This is a genomic window from Siphonobacter sp. SORGH_AS_1065, assembly GCF_030818595.1.
GTDB lineage: Bacteria > Bacteroidota > Bacteroidia > Cytophagales > Spirosomataceae > Siphonobacter.
Map to the genome: position 1 here is coordinate 4,416,359 of NZ_JAUTAM010000004.1, position 19,356 is coordinate 4,435,714.

10 protein-coding genes and 1 pseudogene are annotated in these 19,356 nt (G+C 46.2%); 3 read left to right on the forward strand and 8 right to left on the reverse strand.

Annotation, left to right across the window (positions count from 1 at the left end; translation table 11 throughout):
* The 3 genes and pseudogenes from QE390_RS19110 to QE390_RS19120 form a co-directional block, all read right to left on the reverse strand.
* Nucleotides 1–3,231 (reverse strand): efflux RND transporter permease subunit, encoded by a 3,231-nt coding sequence (locus QE390_RS19110; RefSeq protein ID WP_307143349.1) that lies wholly within the window; start codon nt 3,229–3,231, stop codon nt 1–3.
* 115 nt (nt 3,232–3,346) lie between these two features.
* Nucleotides 3,347–4,768, reverse strand: a complete 1,422-nt coding sequence (locus QE390_RS19115) for a TolC family protein (RefSeq protein ID WP_232793787.1) — start codon at nt 4,766–4,768, stop codon at nt 3,347–3,349.
* Between the two features lie 279 nt (nt 4,769–5,047).
* Nucleotides 5,048–6,197 (reverse strand): annotated as a pseudogene (locus tag QE390_RS19120) (cysteine desulfurase family protein).
* A 617-nt stretch (nt 6,198–6,814) separates the two neighbouring features.
* Here QE390_RS19120 and QE390_RS19125 point away from each other — a divergent pair.
* Together QE390_RS19125 and QE390_RS19130 are read left to right on the forward strand one after the other, a co-directional pair.
* Complete coding sequence (locus tag QE390_RS19125; RefSeq protein WP_307143350.1) at nt 6,815–10,171, forward strand: TonB-dependent receptor; 3,357 nt, start codon at nt 6,815–6,817, stop codon at nt 10,169–10,171.
* 158 nt (nt 10,172–10,329) lie between these two features.
* Nucleotides 10,330–13,677, forward strand: a complete 3,348-nt coding sequence (locus QE390_RS19130) for a carboxypeptidase regulatory-like domain-containing protein (protein ID WP_373424550.1) — start codon at nt 10,330–10,332, stop codon at nt 13,675–13,677.
* Nucleotides 13,678–13,862: 185 nt separating this feature from the next.
* Here QE390_RS19130 and QE390_RS19135 read toward each other — a convergent pair whose 3' ends face one another.
* The 4 genes from QE390_RS19135 to QE390_RS19150 form a co-directional block, all read right to left on the reverse strand.
* A complete protein-coding gene (locus tag QE390_RS19135; protein ID WP_307143351.1) occupies nt 13,863–14,804 on the reverse strand; it encodes an aldose 1-epimerase in 942 nt (313 codons plus the stop codon).
* Nucleotides 14,805–14,871: 67 nt separating this feature from the next.
* Nucleotides 14,872–15,621: a LytTR family DNA-binding domain-containing protein gene (locus QE390_RS19140; RefSeq protein WP_307143352.1), complete on the reverse strand. Its 750-nt coding sequence runs from the start codon at nt 15,619–15,621 to the stop codon at nt 14,872–14,874.
* A gap of 121 nt (nt 15,622–15,742) precedes the next feature.
* On the reverse strand, nt 15,743–16,450 hold the full coding sequence (locus tag QE390_RS19145) for a sensor histidine kinase (protein ID WP_307143353.1): 708 nt from the start codon (nt 16,448–16,450) through the stop codon (nt 15,743–15,745).
* Nucleotides 16,451–17,223: 773 nt separating this feature from the next.
* The gene (locus QE390_RS19150; RefSeq protein WP_106637829.1) at nt 17,224–18,069 is read right to left on the reverse strand and encodes a phosphatidate cytidylyltransferase; all 846 of its coding nucleotides are present in this window, start codon (nt 18,067–18,069) and stop codon (nt 17,224–17,226) included.
* Nucleotides 18,070–18,259: 190 nt separating this feature from the next.
* Between QE390_RS19150 and QE390_RS19155 the strand changes: the two genes are divergently transcribed.
* On the forward strand, nt 18,260–18,421 hold the full coding sequence (locus QE390_RS19155) for a hypothetical protein (protein WP_157830417.1): 162 nt from the start codon (nt 18,260–18,262) through the stop codon (nt 18,419–18,421).
* Here the strand turns inward: QE390_RS19155 and QE390_RS19160 are convergent.
* A complete protein-coding gene (locus tag QE390_RS19160) occupies nt 18,385–19,302 on the reverse strand; it encodes a CPBP family intramembrane glutamic endopeptidase (RefSeq protein ID WP_307143354.1) in 918 nt (305 codons plus the stop codon). The two genes, QE390_RS19155 and QE390_RS19160, sit on opposite strands and share 37 nt — an antisense overlap.
* Nucleotides 19,303–19,356: the final 54 nt, after the last annotated feature.

Genomic DNA, 19,356 nt, shown 5'->3' on the forward strand with positions numbered 1-19,356 from the left:
TCATGCGATTTCCTCCTGAGCTTGAAGTTTATAATATTTGCTTTCGGGATCTTCAGGATCCAGTGATACCGACTGTAAAGAAGCTTTTGCCTGCACCTGCGTGAACACGCAAGGGAGAATTAAGAGAGCGGCCAGCGTCGAGGCAACCAGGCCCCCTATCACGGCCTGACCAAGTGGGGCAATCTGATCGCCGCCTTCACCCAGACCCGAGGCCATGGGTAACATACCCGCCACCATGGCAATACTGGTCATCAGGATGGGACGAATCCGGCTACCCGCTGCCAGAATAACGGCCCGGCGGGCATTACCCAGAGATATCCGCAAATTCTCCGCATTGGTTACCATCAGAATGGCGTTGGCTACGGATACGCCGACGGACATAATCAATCCCATGTACGATTGCAAATTGAGCGTGGCCCCACAGACCAGCAACATGACTAACGCACCTGCTACTACCGCCGGTACTGCTGATAGAATGACCAGGGATAACTTCAGCGACTGATAATTAGCACTGAGTAATAAGAAGATAATCACAATGGCTACCATCAAACCCGTTTGCAACCCCGACAACGTGTCGGTTAATAACTGAGTTTGGCCTTTCATTTCCACGATGACCCCACGAGGCGGCTCGCCTGCGTCTTTAATGGCTTGTTGTACCGCTTTCTGAGCCGTCCCCAAATCAATGTTCTGGAGGTTGGCGTTAATGGTTACCAGTCGGTTAGGCCCCGCCCGGTCGTATTCACCCGGAGCCGTTTCTTCGGTAAAGTGAGCCACATCTGATAAGACCGGATGCATTTCTCCTGACCGCAGCGGAATATTTCCAATCTCATTCGCCGAAGTCATCAAATACTCTGGAATCTGCACCTGCACCTGGTAAGCCAGCCCTTTCGAATCATCGAGCCAGAGGTTTTTATCGGTAAAACGGCTTGATGAAGTGGCCGCCACCATCGAACGGGCTACCTGCGAAGAGGTTACGCCCAATTGTCCGGCCCGCTCGCGATCCATCGTTACTTTCAACACCGGATATTCCAGCGGCTGGGCAATTTGCACATCCCGCAGGAAATCAATTTTCTGCATGTTGGCCTTGATCAGATTTGCGAAACGTCCGGCCTCTTTCAGGTCTTTCGCTGCCACGCTTACCTCAATTGGTGTAGCCGACCCCTGGCTCATCATTTTATCCGTCAGCTCAATGGGTTCGAAAGAGATTCGGGCGTTGGGTAACTCTTTGGCAATTCTCCGACGCAGTTCTTCCTTCAGGTTATCCATTTTTACGTGATAATCTTCTTTCAGAGAAACCTGCATTACAGCTTCGTGCGGGCCACTATTAAAGACGAAAATATTAGAAGTACCGTAACTCGAAGGCACCGTTCCTACATAAGCCGAGGAAATTTCGAGGTTCTCGGGACCGACGGCTTCCTTAATAAGGTCCAGCACTTTCAGCGTTGCCGTTTCGGTTCGCTCCACCCGTGTTCCATCGGGCACCCGCAATCGCATCTGGAACTGATGGCTATTTCCATGCGGCAGGATGTCCGTTCCTAACCATTGAAAGCACAGCACAATCAACGCAATACTTCCAATCAAGTAAATGGGAACTACCCACTTGCGGCGTTGCACCAGCTTTTCCAGAAAACGGCTATAGCGATGCTTGAAACGATCAAAGCCGCTTTCAGGAACGGGTGGATGCAGGTCTTCTTCTATAACCGAGTGCATTTCCCGACTGTCCAGGGCCATCGTTGGAGCTTCGTGTTCAGGATGGGATTTCAATAACCAATTAGAAAGCACCGGAACCAGCGTTTGTGACAATAAAAAGGAAGCGATCATTGCGAAACCCACGGAAAGCGACAGGGGCAAGAACATGGACTTCGGTACGCCCGTCATCACAAAGGCGGGGGCAAATACGGCCAGAATAGCTAACAGAATCAGGAATTCCGGGAAAACGATTTCCTTACACGCGTCCCAAATCGCTTCGGCTTTGGGTTTCCCCATTTCCAGATGCTGGTGGATATTCTCAATGGTAACGGTGGCCTGATCGACCAGAATCCCCACGGCCAAAGCTAATCCGGAAAGCGTCATGGTGTTAATGGACTGCCCGAACAGATTCAGCATCATTACCGCAATCATGACTGAGATGGGAATGGTTAATACTACAATGATTACACTTCGCCAATCCCGCAGGAAGAGTAATACCATCAAACCCGTTAGCAAAGCCCCTAGCACCCCTTCGGTAACCAGACTTTTCAAAGCATTGGTTACGTAAACGGACTGATCGAATTCATAGGAAATCTTTACGTCTTCGGGTACGGATTTCTGAATTTCGGGTAAAGCATTTTTCAGGTTGGTAACGACTTGAAGCGTCGATGCATCCGATTTTTTAACGACCGGAATGTATACCGCCCGACGACCATTGACGAGGGCATAACTCACCGTTACGTCCGCTCCGTCTTCCACCGTACCGATGTCCCGCACAAAAACCGTAGGGCCAGAACCTGTACGAATGGGAATATTCAGAAAGTCTTCGGGCTTCTTCACCAACGAGTTTACGGGCGTCATTACGGCCTTGTCTCCTACCCGGATGTTCCCTGCGGGCGAAGGCTGGTTATTACTCACAATGGATTTAATAACCTCTTCAGGCGTTAACTGATAGCTTTGGATTTTCTTAGGATCCACACGAACGACGATGGTACGCTGGTTACCTCCAAACGGCGGCGGACTTGATACGCCTTCAATCCGCGAGAACATCGGACGCACCCGTGAAGAAGCATAATCCTGAATTTCATTCAGCGAACGGGTTTCGCTTTCAAACACCAGCTGCCCCACCGGAACAGAACTGGCATCAAAACGAACGACCTGTGGCGGTACGGTGCCTTCGGGCATGTAGGCTTTCGCCCTCGACACGTTATTGGCAACCTCTGCCGCTGCCTGTGCCATGTCCGTGCCGGGATAAAACTGAAGCTTAATGAGGGATAAACCCTGAATGGTTTTCACGTCTACATCCTTAATACCGGACACGTAGAGAAAGTGATCCTGGTAACGGGTGGCAATAAAGCCGTCCATCTGGTCGGGGGCCATCCCCCCGTAGGGTTGCACCACATAGATGGTCGGCAAGTCCAGGTCAGGAAAAATGTCGACAGGAATGGTACGAAGCGAGAGTACTGAAAAAAACAGTAGCCCCACCACCGCCACCACAATTGCCACAGGCTTTCGTAAAGCAGATCTGATGAGTTGATGCATAGCTTGTTTCGCGTTTTGAGTTTGGGGTTTTGAGTTTCGAGCGGTTGCCATTAAGGTTTTGAGTTATTACTTGGCTGACTTCCAACTCAAAACCCCAAACTCAAAACATCCAAACTCATTTTACTTGATTTAGGAAGAGAGAGAGGTCTCCTTCGGCGGCGGCGATGCGTAACAGGGAACGCCAGGCGTTGCTGTTGGCTACGTACGCGTCGACTTCGGCCCGATTAAGGGTCAGGAAGCTCTGGAGAACCGTGGGTAAATCCGCAAGCCCGTTTTTGTAGCGAGCCTGTGCCTGATGATACGCCTGACGAGCAGCCTGCAACTGTACCGGAGCCTGACGGGCCTGTTCCATCGCGACGTTAAACTGCGTTTCTGATTCTCGCGTCAGTCGTTGTAGGCGGTTATTCTGTTCTTGGTATAAATGCTGAAATCGTTCCGTTTGAGCTACATCACTCCGGTATTCCCGCTTGATTCGCAAGGCATTGGTTAGATTCCAGCGGGCCGAAACGCCAAAGAGGTAGTTACCAACCTGATATTTTATCCCATTCGACACATCTGTTCGGTATACATCGCCGTTGTTCTGAACCCCCGAACCTCTGGCCCAACCTGCTCCCACCAGCGAAATAGTAGGCCATAACGAACGATGCGTCGCAATGCTGCGGGCAGTAGCCCAGTCTACCTGGCTCCTCTGAAAACGTAAGGCAGGATGATTTAAGAATAGGCTGTCACTAGCGGAAGGTGAAGCGGGTAAGCTGGTATAAAAACGAAGGCTATCGATCTGAAGATGATCTTCAACCAGACCCGTTAATTCAGAAAGCTGGAGGCGTTGAACCTGTTCCCGCTGTTGACTTTCAAGTAATAAAATCCGGGCTCGGGAAGCCTCGGCTGTGGCCAGGGAGCTATCTACGCCCGGACGCATGCCGGAACGGACCCCAGCGTCCACAATTTGCTTGAACGTGAGAGCCCGATCAAGGTTGCGTCGCTGAATGTCAACGAGTTTCTGATTAATCAACAAAGCCAGATACGCATCCGATACGCGAATCTGATGCTGGAAGATTTCGTTCTGATAATCCTCCTGAGCACGGGTCACTTCGGCATCGGCGGCCCGAATGCTGGCCTTCACGCGACCAAAGTTGATGAGCCGCCATTCGGCTACTGCCGTTGTAAAACTGCCGAAGACCCCTTCATAATTATTTTCAGGCCGAACGCCACCGGAAATAGCGACGTTGGTTCCTTCGGTATTAAAAACCGAACCGGTAATGCTGTTATTCGTGGCGTAATTATACTGATGCTGAACCGTCAGAATAGGTAACCGTTCGGTTAGAGCCGCCGATTTTCGCTGCTGAGCACTCTCCATCTCTGATTGCTTGGATTTCAGAAACGGAAACTGCTTTACACTGCGGTCTAATACCTGCGAGAGCGTTTGCACCTGAGCCGAAACGGGCAGGGTGCCCATCAATACATAAAGAATGAACCTAGGCTTTCGTTTGAAAAGAAAACTTCGGGCACGGAATAATTGGAGAGGAAGACCATTCATACGCAAACATCGACGTTTTAACTGCTCGGTCGACGTGTACAAAGCAAATGGCCAATTCTGGAAACATTTTGGAATGCATTACCTGAGGTATTCCAAATTTTTAAATTGTTATTTCTGGATTAACATTACTTAAATGCCGTATGTACTTTCCGAAAGTACTTCCTCATCTTCAGATAAGCTCCTTCGCTTCGCTCAGGATGACAGCTTGACTTCATAAAAAGAAAACCTCCCGGCAGTAACTACCGGGAGGTTTTCTTTTAGGATACTATTTATAAAAATCTAGCTGACTTTTTCCACACCCATAATCACCGCCAGTTTGTCAACAACGGTATCAATTTCTTCTTTCGTTGTGTACTTGGAGAAAAGAGAACCGGGCGGACGGACGCGAAGGATCGGCTTTCAACGCTCTTAATACATGGGAACCTACGTCTGACCCACTGCTACAGGCAGAACCGCCCGACGCAGAAATACCTTCAATGTCGAGATTGAATAACAACATCTCACTATCGGCAGTCGGTGGGAAGCTTACATTCAGCACCGTATATAAACTTTGCTCTGATGTTTCAGGGTCACCATTAAAGCCAATTTCGGGAATCGCCTCTTTCAAACGGTCCATCATATGGGTTTTCAGCCCCTGAATGTGCTGTTGGTGCTCGGCCATTTCAGCGTAAGCAATTTCCAGAGCTTTCGCCAGACCTACAATCCCATACACGTTTTCGGTACCACCCCGCATGTTACGTTCCTGAGCACCACCGTGAATGAAGGGAGGAATTTTAGTTCCTGCCTGCATATAAAGGAATCCTACCCCTTTAGGACCGTGGAATTTATGAGCCGCTCCAACAATGAAATTAGTTTTCAACTGCTGAAGATCATGCTTGTAATGGCCCATCGTCTGTACGGTATCAGAATGGAACAGAGCCTTATACTCCGTTGCCAGTTGCCCTACCCGATCCAGATCCAGTAAGTTACCAATTTCGTTATTCCCATGCATTAAGGAAATCAGACTCGGCTCGTTTGTTTTTAGTAATTCTTCCAGATGAGCATAGTCCACATATCCCTTCGAATCCAGTTCCACAAGAGATACTTTCGCCAGCCCTTCCTTTTCCAGATGTTCGGCTGTGTGCAGAACGGCGTGGTGTTCGAGGGGCGAGGTAATGATATGTCTGATGCCTTTGGAAAGTACCGTATTCCGAATCGCAGTATTATCGGCTTCGGTACCGCCAGAGGTAAAGAAAATCTCAGAAGGAGACGTATTCAGTAATTCCGCTACTTTCTTACGGGCTTTCTCAATGGCCGAACGAACCACCCGTCCATGACCGTGAATAGACGAGGGATTTCCAAACTGTTCCCGCATCAGGGGTAACATTTCTTCCAGAACCACCGGATCCAGCGGAGTGGTGGCTGCATTATCAAGATAAATTCTTTTCATAGATGGGGATGCCTGCTAAAGCATGATGTAACCTGCCGGATTAGGTTGGTTAACAGAACCACAAATATAATATGAGCAACTAGTAATGCCTTGATTTTATTACAAGTCTATGGTAAGCATCTCCTGTGGTATAAACTACCAGTAACCCTAAGAATTAATTCGTATATAAATATACGTCAGCGAATTATGGTATAAAATTTGGCATATGGATCAATTACCAAATAGTTTGTAAGTAATCTATTCCTGAATGGCTGCCAGGCTTATAGATTGTTTTACCGCATGGCTTTAATCCTTTTATAAAGTTTTCTTCTTCCTAACTTAGTATTTCCCAGTTAATTCATTAAAAATTGAAATTTAGGGTTCTAGAGGATACATCCATTATAAAAAAAATACAACAGTATATCTTATGCAAACTTAACGATTATTTAACATTCACTAAATTGTTCTTTTTCAATACCAAAGTGGCTAATTGTTACAGATCAGAACATTATTAAAAATATTTAAAGTGTACATATCAAATTAAGACTTGAAAAAAGACAAATTCCTATGTTTATTTGTGTCAAATTTTTCTTTCCACTCACTACTAAAAGTTCAATTTAAACTAAATTCCAAATTTCATGATGAGGAAGTTTTTACCTTTATCTGGAGTCTTAGGAGTTGCTCTGATGCTGATGTTCATCATCACTGGCAATCAATCCTATGCTCAGGTTACTACTTCGGCTATTAATGGCCGCGTAACGGACACCAAAGGCGAAAATTTACCTGGTGCCACCGTGATCGTTATTCACGAACCATCAGGAACCCGCTATGGTACCACCACTAACTCCGAAGGCCTTTACAACTTGCCCACTATCCGGGTAGGTGGTCCTTACAAAGTGACGGTATCATTTATCGGTTATGCTGAACAAACGGCTACCAATATTTTCGCTAACCTGGGTGCTGCGGCAACGGTCAACATTCAGTTGTCTGACGGAGGTACGCAATTAACTGAAGTAACTATCCAGGGAACCCGCGATGGCTTCACGGGTCAGCGTACGGGTGCAGCTACCTCTTTTAATGCTCGTCAAATCCTTACACTTCCTACCGTAAGCCGTGACATCTCGGACATTACCCGTCTGACTCCTCAATCTAATGGTAACAGCTTCGGTGGCCGCGATAGTCGTTATAACAACTATCAGATTGATGGAGCCAACTTCAACAACGGTTTCGGTCTGAATGGAAACCCTCTGCCCGGTGGTGGTGGGGTCTCCATCGATGCTATCGACGAAGTTCAGGTGAACATTGCTCCTTATGACGTTCGTCAGAGCGGGTTCTCAGGTGCGGGGATCAATGCCGTAACGCGTTCAGGTACCAACACGTTCTCGGGTTCTGCTTACACATTCTGGAGAACCCAAAATCAGGTAGGCTCAAAATCAGGTAATGTTACCATTGAAAAACCTGTTTCTTCGGCTCGTACAATTGGATTCCGTTTAGGTGGTCCTTTGGTAAAAAACAAGCTGTTCTTCTTCGTTAACGCCGAGCACATTGAAAACAAAGGTGCTGCTTCCGGTGCAGTTAACTTATGGAAAGCTTCTGAAAACGGAGCCTCCAACCCCGATCAGAATATTACTCGTGTGCGTCGTTCGGATTTGGAAGCTGTTCGTAACCACCTGATTAACCAATGGGGTTATGATCCAGGAGCCTACGAAAATTATGCAAACGATAACAGCGAAAAAACGACCTCTTTTTTGGCTCGTTTAGACTGGAACATTAGCGATAAACACAAACTGGCCATTCGTTACAACCAGGTTGAAAGCAGCACTCCTTCGCTTGTCAACGGTAACTCAGGCCCCTACCCTCGTTCCACTACAGCTAACCGGGTAAGTCAGTTATCGATGGCTTTCGCGAACACGATGTACACCCAGAAAAACATCGTTCGCTCCTTGACTGCTGAATTAAACAGCTCCATCACGAACAAGCTATCCAACCAGTTCCTGGCTACCTACAGCCGTATCCAGTCGGTACGTACGTCTCCAAGTTCTGAATTCCCAATGATTGACATTGGCGACGGAACGGGTTATCCTAACAACTATGTGAACTACATTACGGCTGGTTACGAACTGTTCACCTATGGCAATGACGTTCTGAACGATAACATCAACATCACGAACAACTTGACCTATGTAACGGGCAAGCACAACTTTACGGGTGGGGTTAGCTTCGAGTACCAAAGCTTCGGTAACCAATACCTGCGTTCTGGTACCTCTTATTACCGCTATGCTTCCGTTGCTGATTTCCTGACTACGGGAACTGCTAATGAAAAAGCTCCTATTCAATTTGCCCTGACGTATCCTTACGCGGGTCAGGATACTTATGCTCCGGCGAAATACGGCTTACCTTCCGCTTACATTCAGGACAAAATTCAGGTGAACAAAAAGCTGACTTTAACCGCCGGTCTGCGTGCGGAGTTACCCATGTTCCTGAATAAACTGACGCCAAACACCGTAGTGGACCAACTGGAATTACTAGGAACGGACGGACAGCCCCGCACCTACAGCACGGGTTCATGGCCTAAAGCTCGCGTTATGCTGTCTCCCCGTATCGGTTTCCGTTATGACGTGAAAGAAGACGGTGGCTTCGTTGTTCGTGGTGGAACGGGTATCTTTACCGGACGTGTGCCCTTCGTTTGGTTAACCAACATGCCCTCTAACTCGGGTGTGATCCAGAACACAATCGAACCTGGTAGCTACGCTGCTTCTTCAGGATGGATTAACAACATCCGTTTCCAACCTGACAAATATTACTGGCTGAATAATCCTCCGGCGGGTGGTGAAAATGTTTTCATCAAGAACCCCAATGCGGGTGTCCCCAGCAGCTTAGCTCTGGTAGACCGGAACTTCAAAATGCCACAAGTATGGAGAAGCAGTCTGGGTGCTGATTACGTAATTCCAGGAACTCCCTTCGTAATCACGGCTGACCTGATGTATACGAAAGACTTTCAGGGCGTGTACCAATTTGGAGCCAACCGCAAGGCGGCTACGCAGAAGATGGCTTACTCAGGCGACACGCGTGATTTCTATCCTAATGCAGCTTCTTACACGTATAACAATCGCCTAGGTGGTAACGCAGGCAGTGTACTAACGAACACTACGAAAGGTCACTCGTTTAATGCAACGATTGGGGTCACTCTTCGCCAGACGAAAGGCTTCTACGGATCTTTATTCTATTCACACACATCGGCTAAAACGATTTCGGACAACCCAGGATCTAATGCAAGCTCGGCCTGGGGAAGCAGCCCGAACATCAATAATCCGAACGACTTGACGCTCTACACGTCTAGTAATGCTCTGCCAAGCCGTATCGTGGGTAACCTTTCTTACCGTTTCGAATACCTGAAACACCTGGCTACTACAATCACCTTATATTACAATGGTGCCAATCGGGGCCGTTACTCATTCCAGTACAACGGTGACCTGAACGGTGATGGGATCTCCGCTGATCTATTATACGTCCCTAACAGTGCTTCAGAGTTAAACTTTGCTACGTTCACTTCAAACGGTGTAACTTTCACCGCAGAGCAACAACGCGAAGCTTTCGATACGTACGTGAACAATGTGCAGGTATTACGTGACAGCAAAGGCGGCTATGTAAGTCGTAACGCAGGTTTACTGCCCTGGGTTAATAACTTCGATTTCCGTTTGTTACAGGATATCTTCACGAACATTGGCAAGCAGCGTCACAGCCTCCAGTTTAGCCTGGACATCATGAACGTGGGTAACCTCCTAAACAGCAACTGGGGCATCCAACAGGAGTTAATTACCGGTTCTAACAACGTGTTAAGAAGATCAGCTGTAACTACTGCTGGTGTTCCTACATTCCAGATGAACACGGTGTCTGTAAACGGCCAGACCATGTTGCCTACCACTCCGTTCAGAAATGTTACGACGACGGCAACTACCTGGAGCATGCAATTTGGTTTACGTTACCTGTTTTAGTAGATTAGCATCATAATTTGACATTTGACCACCTCTAGAAAGACCTGACAGTTATGAATTTTTTGTTCTGTCAGGTCTTTTTATGTTTAGCAGTGAACCCACTTCAGTACCCATACATACTTCAAAACAAAACTCCTTAAAATTTAACCAAAAAAATTGTGAAAGCACTTTTAGCGAAATCAAGGCATACGCTTTCGTTTCTGGGTCTTTTTTTAGCCGTGTTCTGCGGTTTAAATTCGGCTCATGCTCAGGTAACTTCCTCTACAGTGACGGGACTTGTGGTGGATAATAAAGGTGAAGCTCTGCCCGGAGCCACCGTTATTGCCATCCACGAACCTTCCGGTAGCCGTTATGGAACTACCACCAATGCTTCCGGTCGTTATACCCTGATTGGCGTACGGGTAGGCGGTCCTTTTAAAATTACTGCTACGTTCGTAGGCTTTCAGGACCAGGTGAAAGATGGTATCTACACCAACTTGGGTACTTCAGCGGACGTAAACTTTCAATTATCAGACGCTTCTTCCCAATTGTCTGAAGTTGTGATTACGAGTAACCAGAACGGCGTATTCAGTTCGAACCGGACCGGTGCCGCTGCTTCGTATGGTCGCGAAACGATCAATACGATTCCTACCCTGGGCCGTACCATCAACGACATTACCAAATACAACGCTTACGGAAACGGCCAGTCTTTCGGTGGACAGGATGCCCGTTTCAACAACATTACCATTGACGGTTCCGTATTCAACAACGGTTTCGGTTTAGGCTCTTCAGCTTCGGCGGGTGGACGTACGGGAACTACGGCCGTATCACTCGACGCTTTGGATGAAGTTCAGTTAAACGTAGCTCCTTTCGACGTTCGCCAAACGGGATTCTCAGGAGCGAGTATCAATGCCGTGACTCGTTCCGGTACCAACGAATTCTCAGGTTCGGTTTATTACCTTTTCCGTAATTCTGATTTAGCAGGTAAAAAAGCCAATGGTAAAGAATTACCTCCGGTAACGATCAATAACAATACCGCTGGTTTCCGCATTGGTGGCCCTATCATTAAAAATAAGTTGTTCTTCTTTGCTAACGTGGAACGTTACAAGAGCAGCACGCCCGCTCTGGATTGGGTAGCCAACCGCCCTGGAGCCACAGGTAACGTTTCCAGAACAACTGCGGCTGATCTGGAAGATTTGAAACAGTTCATGAGCACCAATTTCAACTTTGACTTAGGTGCCATTGATAACTTTAATAACCAGGTTAATAGTACAAAAGGCTTACTTCGTCTGGATTACAACATTAACGATAACCATAAGCTTTCGGTACGTTACTCTCACCACGACTCTCAATCTGAGCAGGCCATCAGCAACAGTAATAGTAGTTCAACTGCCGGTTTTGGTAACCGTACGGGTTATGCTACGGGTAGCTACAACGGAGGTCTGGCTCTCTCGGCTCAGAATACAGGTTATAAAATTGCTGATAACACGCGTTCCTTAGCTGCTGAATTAAACTCTACTTTCAACGGCCAGTTTGCGAACCGTTTAATTGTTACTTATAACAAGCAGATTGAGGACCGGACCTACAGAACTGGTCTTTTCCCTACTGTTGACATCCTGAAAGATGGTTCTACTTATACTTCAGTTGGATTTGATCCTTTTACTCCTAACAACAAACTGAACTATTCGACATTTAACGTCACGAATAACTTCAGTTATTTTGCAGGTAAGCATACGCTGACTTTCGGTCTGTCATATGAGCACTTTACTTCTAACAACGTTTTCTTCCCAGCTTCGAACGGCGTATACGTCTATAACTCTATAGATGACTTCAAGACAGCAGCTTTGGCTTACTTAGCGAATCCTAATGCCACTACTTCACCCGTATCGGTAAGACGTTTCAATTACCGATATTCATTATTACCAGGTGGAGCCGAGCCTTTACAAACGCTGAAAAGAGCCACGTATAGTGCTTATGTGCAGGATGAGTTTCAGATCAATCCTAACTTCAAGCTGACGGCTGGCGTTCGTGCCGATATCTTTGCTTACGATAAGAAAACAGCCGAGTCATTCTATAACCCCGTTCTTACGGAGGATTTAGCAGGTAAGTTCCACGACGAGAACAATAACCCTTATACGGTTAATACTGGCGTATTCCCTAAACCACGTCTGTTGATTTCTCCCCGTATTGGTTTTAACTGGGACGTAAAGGGCGACAAAATGACGCAGATTCGCGGTGGTAGCGGTTTCTTCGTATCTCGTATTCCTGAAGTATTGGTATCTAACCAGTTAGGTAACAATGGTATCAACACGGCCTTGGTTACGGAGGAAAACACTACTAATATTCCTTTCACGCTAAACCCAAGCCGGTTTATCCCTAGCGAAACGGACATTAGAAAGTTAAAACCTTACACTGTAAATGCTACCGATCCTAACCTGAAGTACCCCTTGGTATGGAAAACCAACTTAGCAGTCGATCAGCGTTTACCAGGTGGATTCATCGGTACTTTGGAGGTGATCTATAACCAAACACTTCAGGGCTTACGTTACATTGATGCTAACTTGAAAACGGCTGACCGTAAGTTTACGGGTCCTGATTCTCGCGACCGTTATCCTTCGTCACGTTTCGCTAATTCGGCGGTTACGAATACATTCGTTATCAAAAACACGAACAAAGGTCAAGCGTATACCTTGACTGCTAAATTAGAAAAACCTGTATCTAAAGGTTTAGGAGGAATGTTAGCGTATACCTTCGGTCAGGCTCGGGATTTACAATCCGTAGGAAGTACGGTTCAAGCCAACATTCCAACGGTATATGGTCAGAATTATCTGGGCGTTTCCTATGCTGACAATGACCTGCGTCACCGCATCATTGGTTACGTAAATTACCGTCTTAACTATGGTGGTCAATTTGGTGGATCTACTACCTTCACCTTAGGTATGACCTCTGCCAGCGGAGGTAAAATTTCCTACACCTATAACGGTGACCTCAACGGAGATGGCCAAAATGGTAACGACTTAATTTACGTACCTAACTCTGCTTCAGACATCACGTTTGTTCCCCTGACGGTTGGTTCAGGCTCTAGTGCCCGCGTATATACCGCAGCAGAGCAGCAAGCAGCCTATGAAGCCTATATCAATGGCAACAGCTACCTGAAGACTCGTCGTGGTTCTTATGCTGAGCGTAACGGTGGACAATTCCCCTGGTTGACTCGTTTTGACTTTACCGTTATTCAGGAGTTCTACGTTAAAGTAGGCGATAAGGGTAAGAAAAATACGATTCAGTTACGGGCTGATATCCTGAACGTTGGTAACCTTTTAAATAACAAATGGGGTGTGGGTTACGTATCTACTTCAGCTAACCCGCTGTCTTACGTTTCTACCAGCTCTGAAGGTGTTCCTTCGTATCGTTTAGGCACTCAGAACATCGATGGCCAAACCGTTCTGTTGAAGGATTCTTTCGTAAAATCAATTACGCTTGACAACGTTTGGCAGGCACAGATTGGCTTACGTTATATTTTCAACTAAGAAAAAAGCTTACGTATACGAAAATCCCCCGGCTGGCTTCAGTCGGGGGATTTTTGGTTAATAGTCTGAGTAGGTTTGAAAGTTTGAGGGCTGCATTGATCGAAGAACTCGCGGTTTAGCTGAACACGTTCATACTTCAAACAGCTCAACCCTCATCTAATTATATCAAACTTCACCAAACCACTCTAACTTAGGTAAACCTGATAAGTCGTCTGGTATACTTCTTCGGGCTTAAGAATAAATAACCCTTCGCCGTTGTTAAAAGCGTCGACGTTGGCTGTTAAAGGCTCCATCGCTACCCGTTCCCGATCCGGAAAGGTATAGACTACCTGATAATTCACGTTCCCCTCCCCTCTCTGGTATTCCAGATTAAGGGTTACACCCTGTTTTGCTGAAACCAACTGCGTAAGATAACCGCCTTCGTTCAGCTCATAAATCGCATCTAAAGAGCGTCCTTTCAGCTTATAGCCTTCACTGGCCTCGAAAGGCTCCACTCCAGCGGGCATCATGAGTTCATCATCCAGCAGGATTTGGTTTTTAGCGGGGAAGTAGATCGTCCAGTCATCCACTGTACCGCCCGGTAACTGAAAGTACGGGTGCCAGCCTAAAGCAACAGGCATGGGTTCGGTTCCAGTGTTTAGGGCTTGGGGACTAATATCCAGCTTTCCTGAACTCAGTAAATCATACCGGATTTCAAATTGAAACGGAAAGGGATAGCCCGGATAAGAGCCATCGTGCTGATATCTCAAACGAATACCTGCCGAAGCAACAGTAGACCACTCCTCCACTACTTCAAAAGTTTCGTGGTGCACAATGCCGTGAATCGCCGCCTGCTTTTCAGGTTCATTAATGGGTAACTGATACGTGTTCCCCTGATAGGCATACACGCCATCCTTAATCCGGCTGGGCCAGGGAAAAAGGAATGTACTGCCATACTTAGGATTTTCTCCGAAAACAGCCGGGTCTTCAGGAGTATCAATGACCGCAAAAGATTGATTTTCTTTGCTAAGTTTTAGCTGACGGATGATCCCACCCAGGCCAGGCAAAATATGTACTTCATCACCCGTAACTGGATTTTGAAGGATGTACGACTCATACGAGCCGTACGTTGACTTGATAATTTTCATGAATCAAACGGGTCGGTTAGCCACCCTGCTCATACATAGAGAAAAGTAAGAAAACTTGCGACTTGGCTTACAAACTTAATAATTCTTTGAAGCGAATAGCCTGACGACGGGATATTTCAATTTTCTCGGGTTTATCGTTGGGGCTGCGTAACGTTGCCAGTAAGCCTCCCGAAAACCAGGGCTCAATTTTATCAATGTAATTGAGGTTAATGATATGTTTGCGGTTTGCTCGGAAATAAATTTTACTATCAAGACGGTCTTCCAAAGCATTCAGTGACTTCAGGACCAGCGGTTTCTGATCGTCAAAGTGCAGACGCACGTAGTTACCCATGCTTTCAAACAAACGCACTTTACCCAACTTCACAAACCAGCATTTTTCTCCGTCTTTAATAAAGATCTGGTCGTTTTCAGATAAGGCTTTGGTCGTTCCATCAACCTTACCCTGATGTTCCAGTTCCTGGTGATGGATCTCCTCTTCGGCCCGTTGAACGGCTTCGGTTAAACGCGAAAGCTCGACGGGTTTGAGCAAATAATCCAGAGCATTTTGCTCGAAAGCTTTGATGGCGTATTCATCGTAAGCCGTAGTGAAGATTACTTCCGGCACATCGCCTTCGAGACTTTGCAGCAACTCAAACCCGTTTTTACCCGGCATTTGAATATCCAGAAATAACAGATCAGGTTTTAATTCATCGATCAGTTGAATGGCTTCGTCGGCATTGGCCGCTTCACCTACAATATGAACCTTCGGAAAGTTTTCCAGTAATCGTTTTAATTCATTACGAGCCAGACGTTCATCATCAACAATTAAGGCTTTCATCCTTTTATGAGTTTCGGGTTTAGTGTTAGATAGGTTATAAAGACGCTATTAACCGCGTCTGATGCTTTACTTGAAAGGGTTGGTTGTATTATTTTCGCCCTTAATGCATTCCATCGCGTCTTTACTCGACGTTTACTACGACCGGAGCTTCCTTCGGTTTTGGGTTTTCCATCGGGATTAATACTTCGGCACAAACGACATCTTTCGCAGATTGGTAAATCTTGAATTCGGCATCTTCTCCGAATAATAATTTCAGCCGGCGTTCGGTGTTTTTTAGTCCGAAACCACCCGAGTCGGTATCCTGTAAAATACCCGTATTTGAAATGCGGATTTCCAGTCGGTTCTGATTCAGTTTCGATTCAATGCTGACAAAACCACCTTTGATGGGTTTGGATACCCCGTGCTTGATGGCATTTTCCACTAAGGTTTGCAACATCATGGGTGGTACCAAACAATTCGTTGTTTCAGGATACACATTCCGCCGCACTTCCAGCCGTTCCTCGTAGCGAATTTTCTCCAGAGCGAGGTAATCATCTACCGTTCGCATTTCTTCGCCCAAGGTTACCGTTTGCCGACGATCCGCTAACAGGCTACTTCTGAGGATATTAGACATTTGAGTGATGCCCTTCTGAGCCCGATCCGGATCTTCCAGAATTAAAGCCCGAATGCTGTTCAAAGCATTAAACATGAAGTGCGGGTTTAGCTGAGCCCGTAATACTTTCGCTTCGGTTTCCTTCGCTAAAGACTCCAGCTTTAACTTTTCAACGGCAATTTTTCGAGTGCTTTCCAGATACTGGAACATGTGATAAAAAATCAGCCAGATTAGCATGGGTTTGCCCCAGAAGAACAGGTAACTAAAAAAATGCCCCCCCGGGTGCTCTACTTCCGTACTAAATACGTCGAATGGGATATTTAACGCCGTCATTATACCCGCAAGAACGCAAGCAGCTACTAATACTTCTGGTACAACCTTTCGGTAATCCTGTAATTCCCTATTGTATTTTTTAACATATCTTCGATACTGATGTGTGAGAAAAATACTAAGAACCACATTAAAAATATAGTTAAGTACTATTTTCCAATTTTCGGTATCACCAAACTCAATAGAGTAAGTTAATAAATCATTGGATAACCAAAGTGGCCAGCCAATCAATTGAAATATCCAATAAACTTTTCCTTTATCATTCATAAGTACGAACAACTAGTCGTAAGCTCGAAGATTCATTCAGGGGCTGTGACGTTTAGGAAAGATAGTCCGATCCTACGTGAGGCTTCTGCTTTTTGGGACTAACGGGGAAATACGTAGATGAAACCGGAAATTTAAAGGCCGAAGTTCAAGTCTGCGTGATGAACGGAACACAGAGGAGACCAAAGGTAAATCCGTTCGAAAGCTGCCTGAGAATTCTCACCACTCGCCACCGAAAAGCCGAATTTTCCTAAGGCCATCCCTTGCCATGAAGATTCCTATTTTGATTTCAAACGTAAAGACGTTCCTGTATGGCGTCTCCCACTTCGGATGCTAAACCCTCTCAAAAAGGCGAATTTAGCCACTAAATAAAAAAGACGCCAAATCTGGCGTCTTTATAGAGAAATACTCGGATGCTACTCAAAAACTTTCAGAAACGTAACAATGAACGGAGCGGAAAGTAACAAGCCATCGAAGCGATCCAGAAAACCACCGTGACCGGGTATTACTGATCCTGAATCCTTGATCTGAATGCTGCGTTTGAAAAGCGATTCAACCAGATCGCCATACGTTCCGGCCACTACAATAACGGCGGCTATCCAGTACCATTGCCAGGGATTCAAATCCGCGTAGGTCTGTGAAAGAATATAGGCGACAACCATTGCGGTAACAGCTCCACCGAAACTCCCTTCCCAGGATTTTTTAGGAGACACCCGTTCAAAAAGCTTCGTCCGGCCAAACTTGGTTCCGGCGAAATACGCTCCCGAATCACTCGCCCATAACAGGAATAGACAACCCAAAACCCGCTCGTAACTGTACGTTCCTCCTAGCAGGGCAATAACCGTAATCAGGGCGAAAGGGATGGCTACGTAGATGATTCCCAGGAATGTATAGGCAATATTAGTAAAAGGCTTGATTTCGTTTTTCTTGTACAGCTTAATAAAGAAAATCAGCGTAAAAAGCGGCGAAAGCAGGAAGTATAACTCAAAATGCAGGTAATGCTTTTCAATCAGGAACGTCAGAATATTCATGAATACGCCCACACCTGTGCCGTAATACTTCAGCGGTGCGATGTCGTCCAAACCGACCAACCGATAGAACTCCAGTTGACTTAACCCACCGATGAGCACGAATAAAACCAGGTAAGACCACTCGCTCCAGTAAATGCCAAAAATCATCAGGGCAGCCCCGATGATGGCGGTAATAACCCGTTGACCAAGGTTTGAATAACTACTCAGTCGTGTCTGTATTTTTTTCCTCATGCTTAATGATAAATTCGGCAAAAGCCGCATCCTGTACCGGAACGTGAAGCTCGCAATGTCCCCATAAGTAGGAACTATCCTGCTTGCTCAAAACTACCCCATCGATTTGATATTCATCCAATAACCACCCCTTGACGAGCTCTACTCGCCAGGGCATAAAGGACTCATATATTTTAACCCAGCCTTCCAAATGATAAAAGATTTACAGGTAAAACGGACGAGTAATCAGCTTTGTTTATGGGATTCCATTTCCTTAATTCTGACAAAAGTAACGCAGGGCGAATGCCTTTGGTGGTTTCCGGGTGAAATACTTTCTCAGGCTTCCGGGATTTGGGGTTTCAATCGGGTATAAATGATTCGCATTAACGATAGAGCAATCACTCCCGAAACCAGTGCCGAAGTCAGCGGAATGGATTCGTTGTTTTCTACGTCAATATCTACCAGCTTTTGCCCCCGCAGGTAGATCATCAATACCACAAAACCGTTATTAACAAAATGGGCAAACACAGGAATCCAGAGGTTTCGCGACCAGAGGTACAGGTAACCAAACATGGCTCCGAGAATCATACGGGGAAAAAATCCCATGAACTGCATATGATAGGCACTAAAAATAGCCGCTGCCAGCCAAACGGCCAGGTGTGGACTTCCCCACCAGCGTTGGAAGAGTTTCTGTAACGTAGCCCGAAATAGTAATTCTTCTCCTAAAGCGGGCAATACCGCAATGACAAAAATCCCCACTATAAAGTGTAGAAAATCAGGAAACTGGGTTAAAAACTTCGTTAATGTTTCGAGCTGTTTTTCGCTATTGACCATCCATTCGGGTAAGGGAAGTTTCTGATTCCATTCGAAAATCAGGCTATTGAAAGGAATGTAACTAATGACCAGCACCAAAACTGCCGCCCAAATCAAAGGGTCCGGCGAACCTTTTTCTATAAAAACGATGTTGCGTTTCTCAATCAGATACCAATAAATAAGTGCCGTCAAAGTGAAGCTGAATAATGAATTGATGCCCTGCATAAGCATCATGGCGACCCAGCTGTGCGGGTAAGCGGTAGGATTGGTAAATAAGGACGTGCCCGCCGCAGATAAGTCTGCTCCCGTTAGCCATTTGACCAGCGGGTAAATTAGGGCGATTTGTGAAACGGCACTTAATACCACCATCAAGCCAAAAAGTATCAATAAACTGGCCACAGGTGAAAATCGTCTGGCTGGACGATCAGGGGATTCAAGCATTTCCATGTAATTTTGTAAAATCAAGACGCATCCAATAAGACGGAGCGGATACGA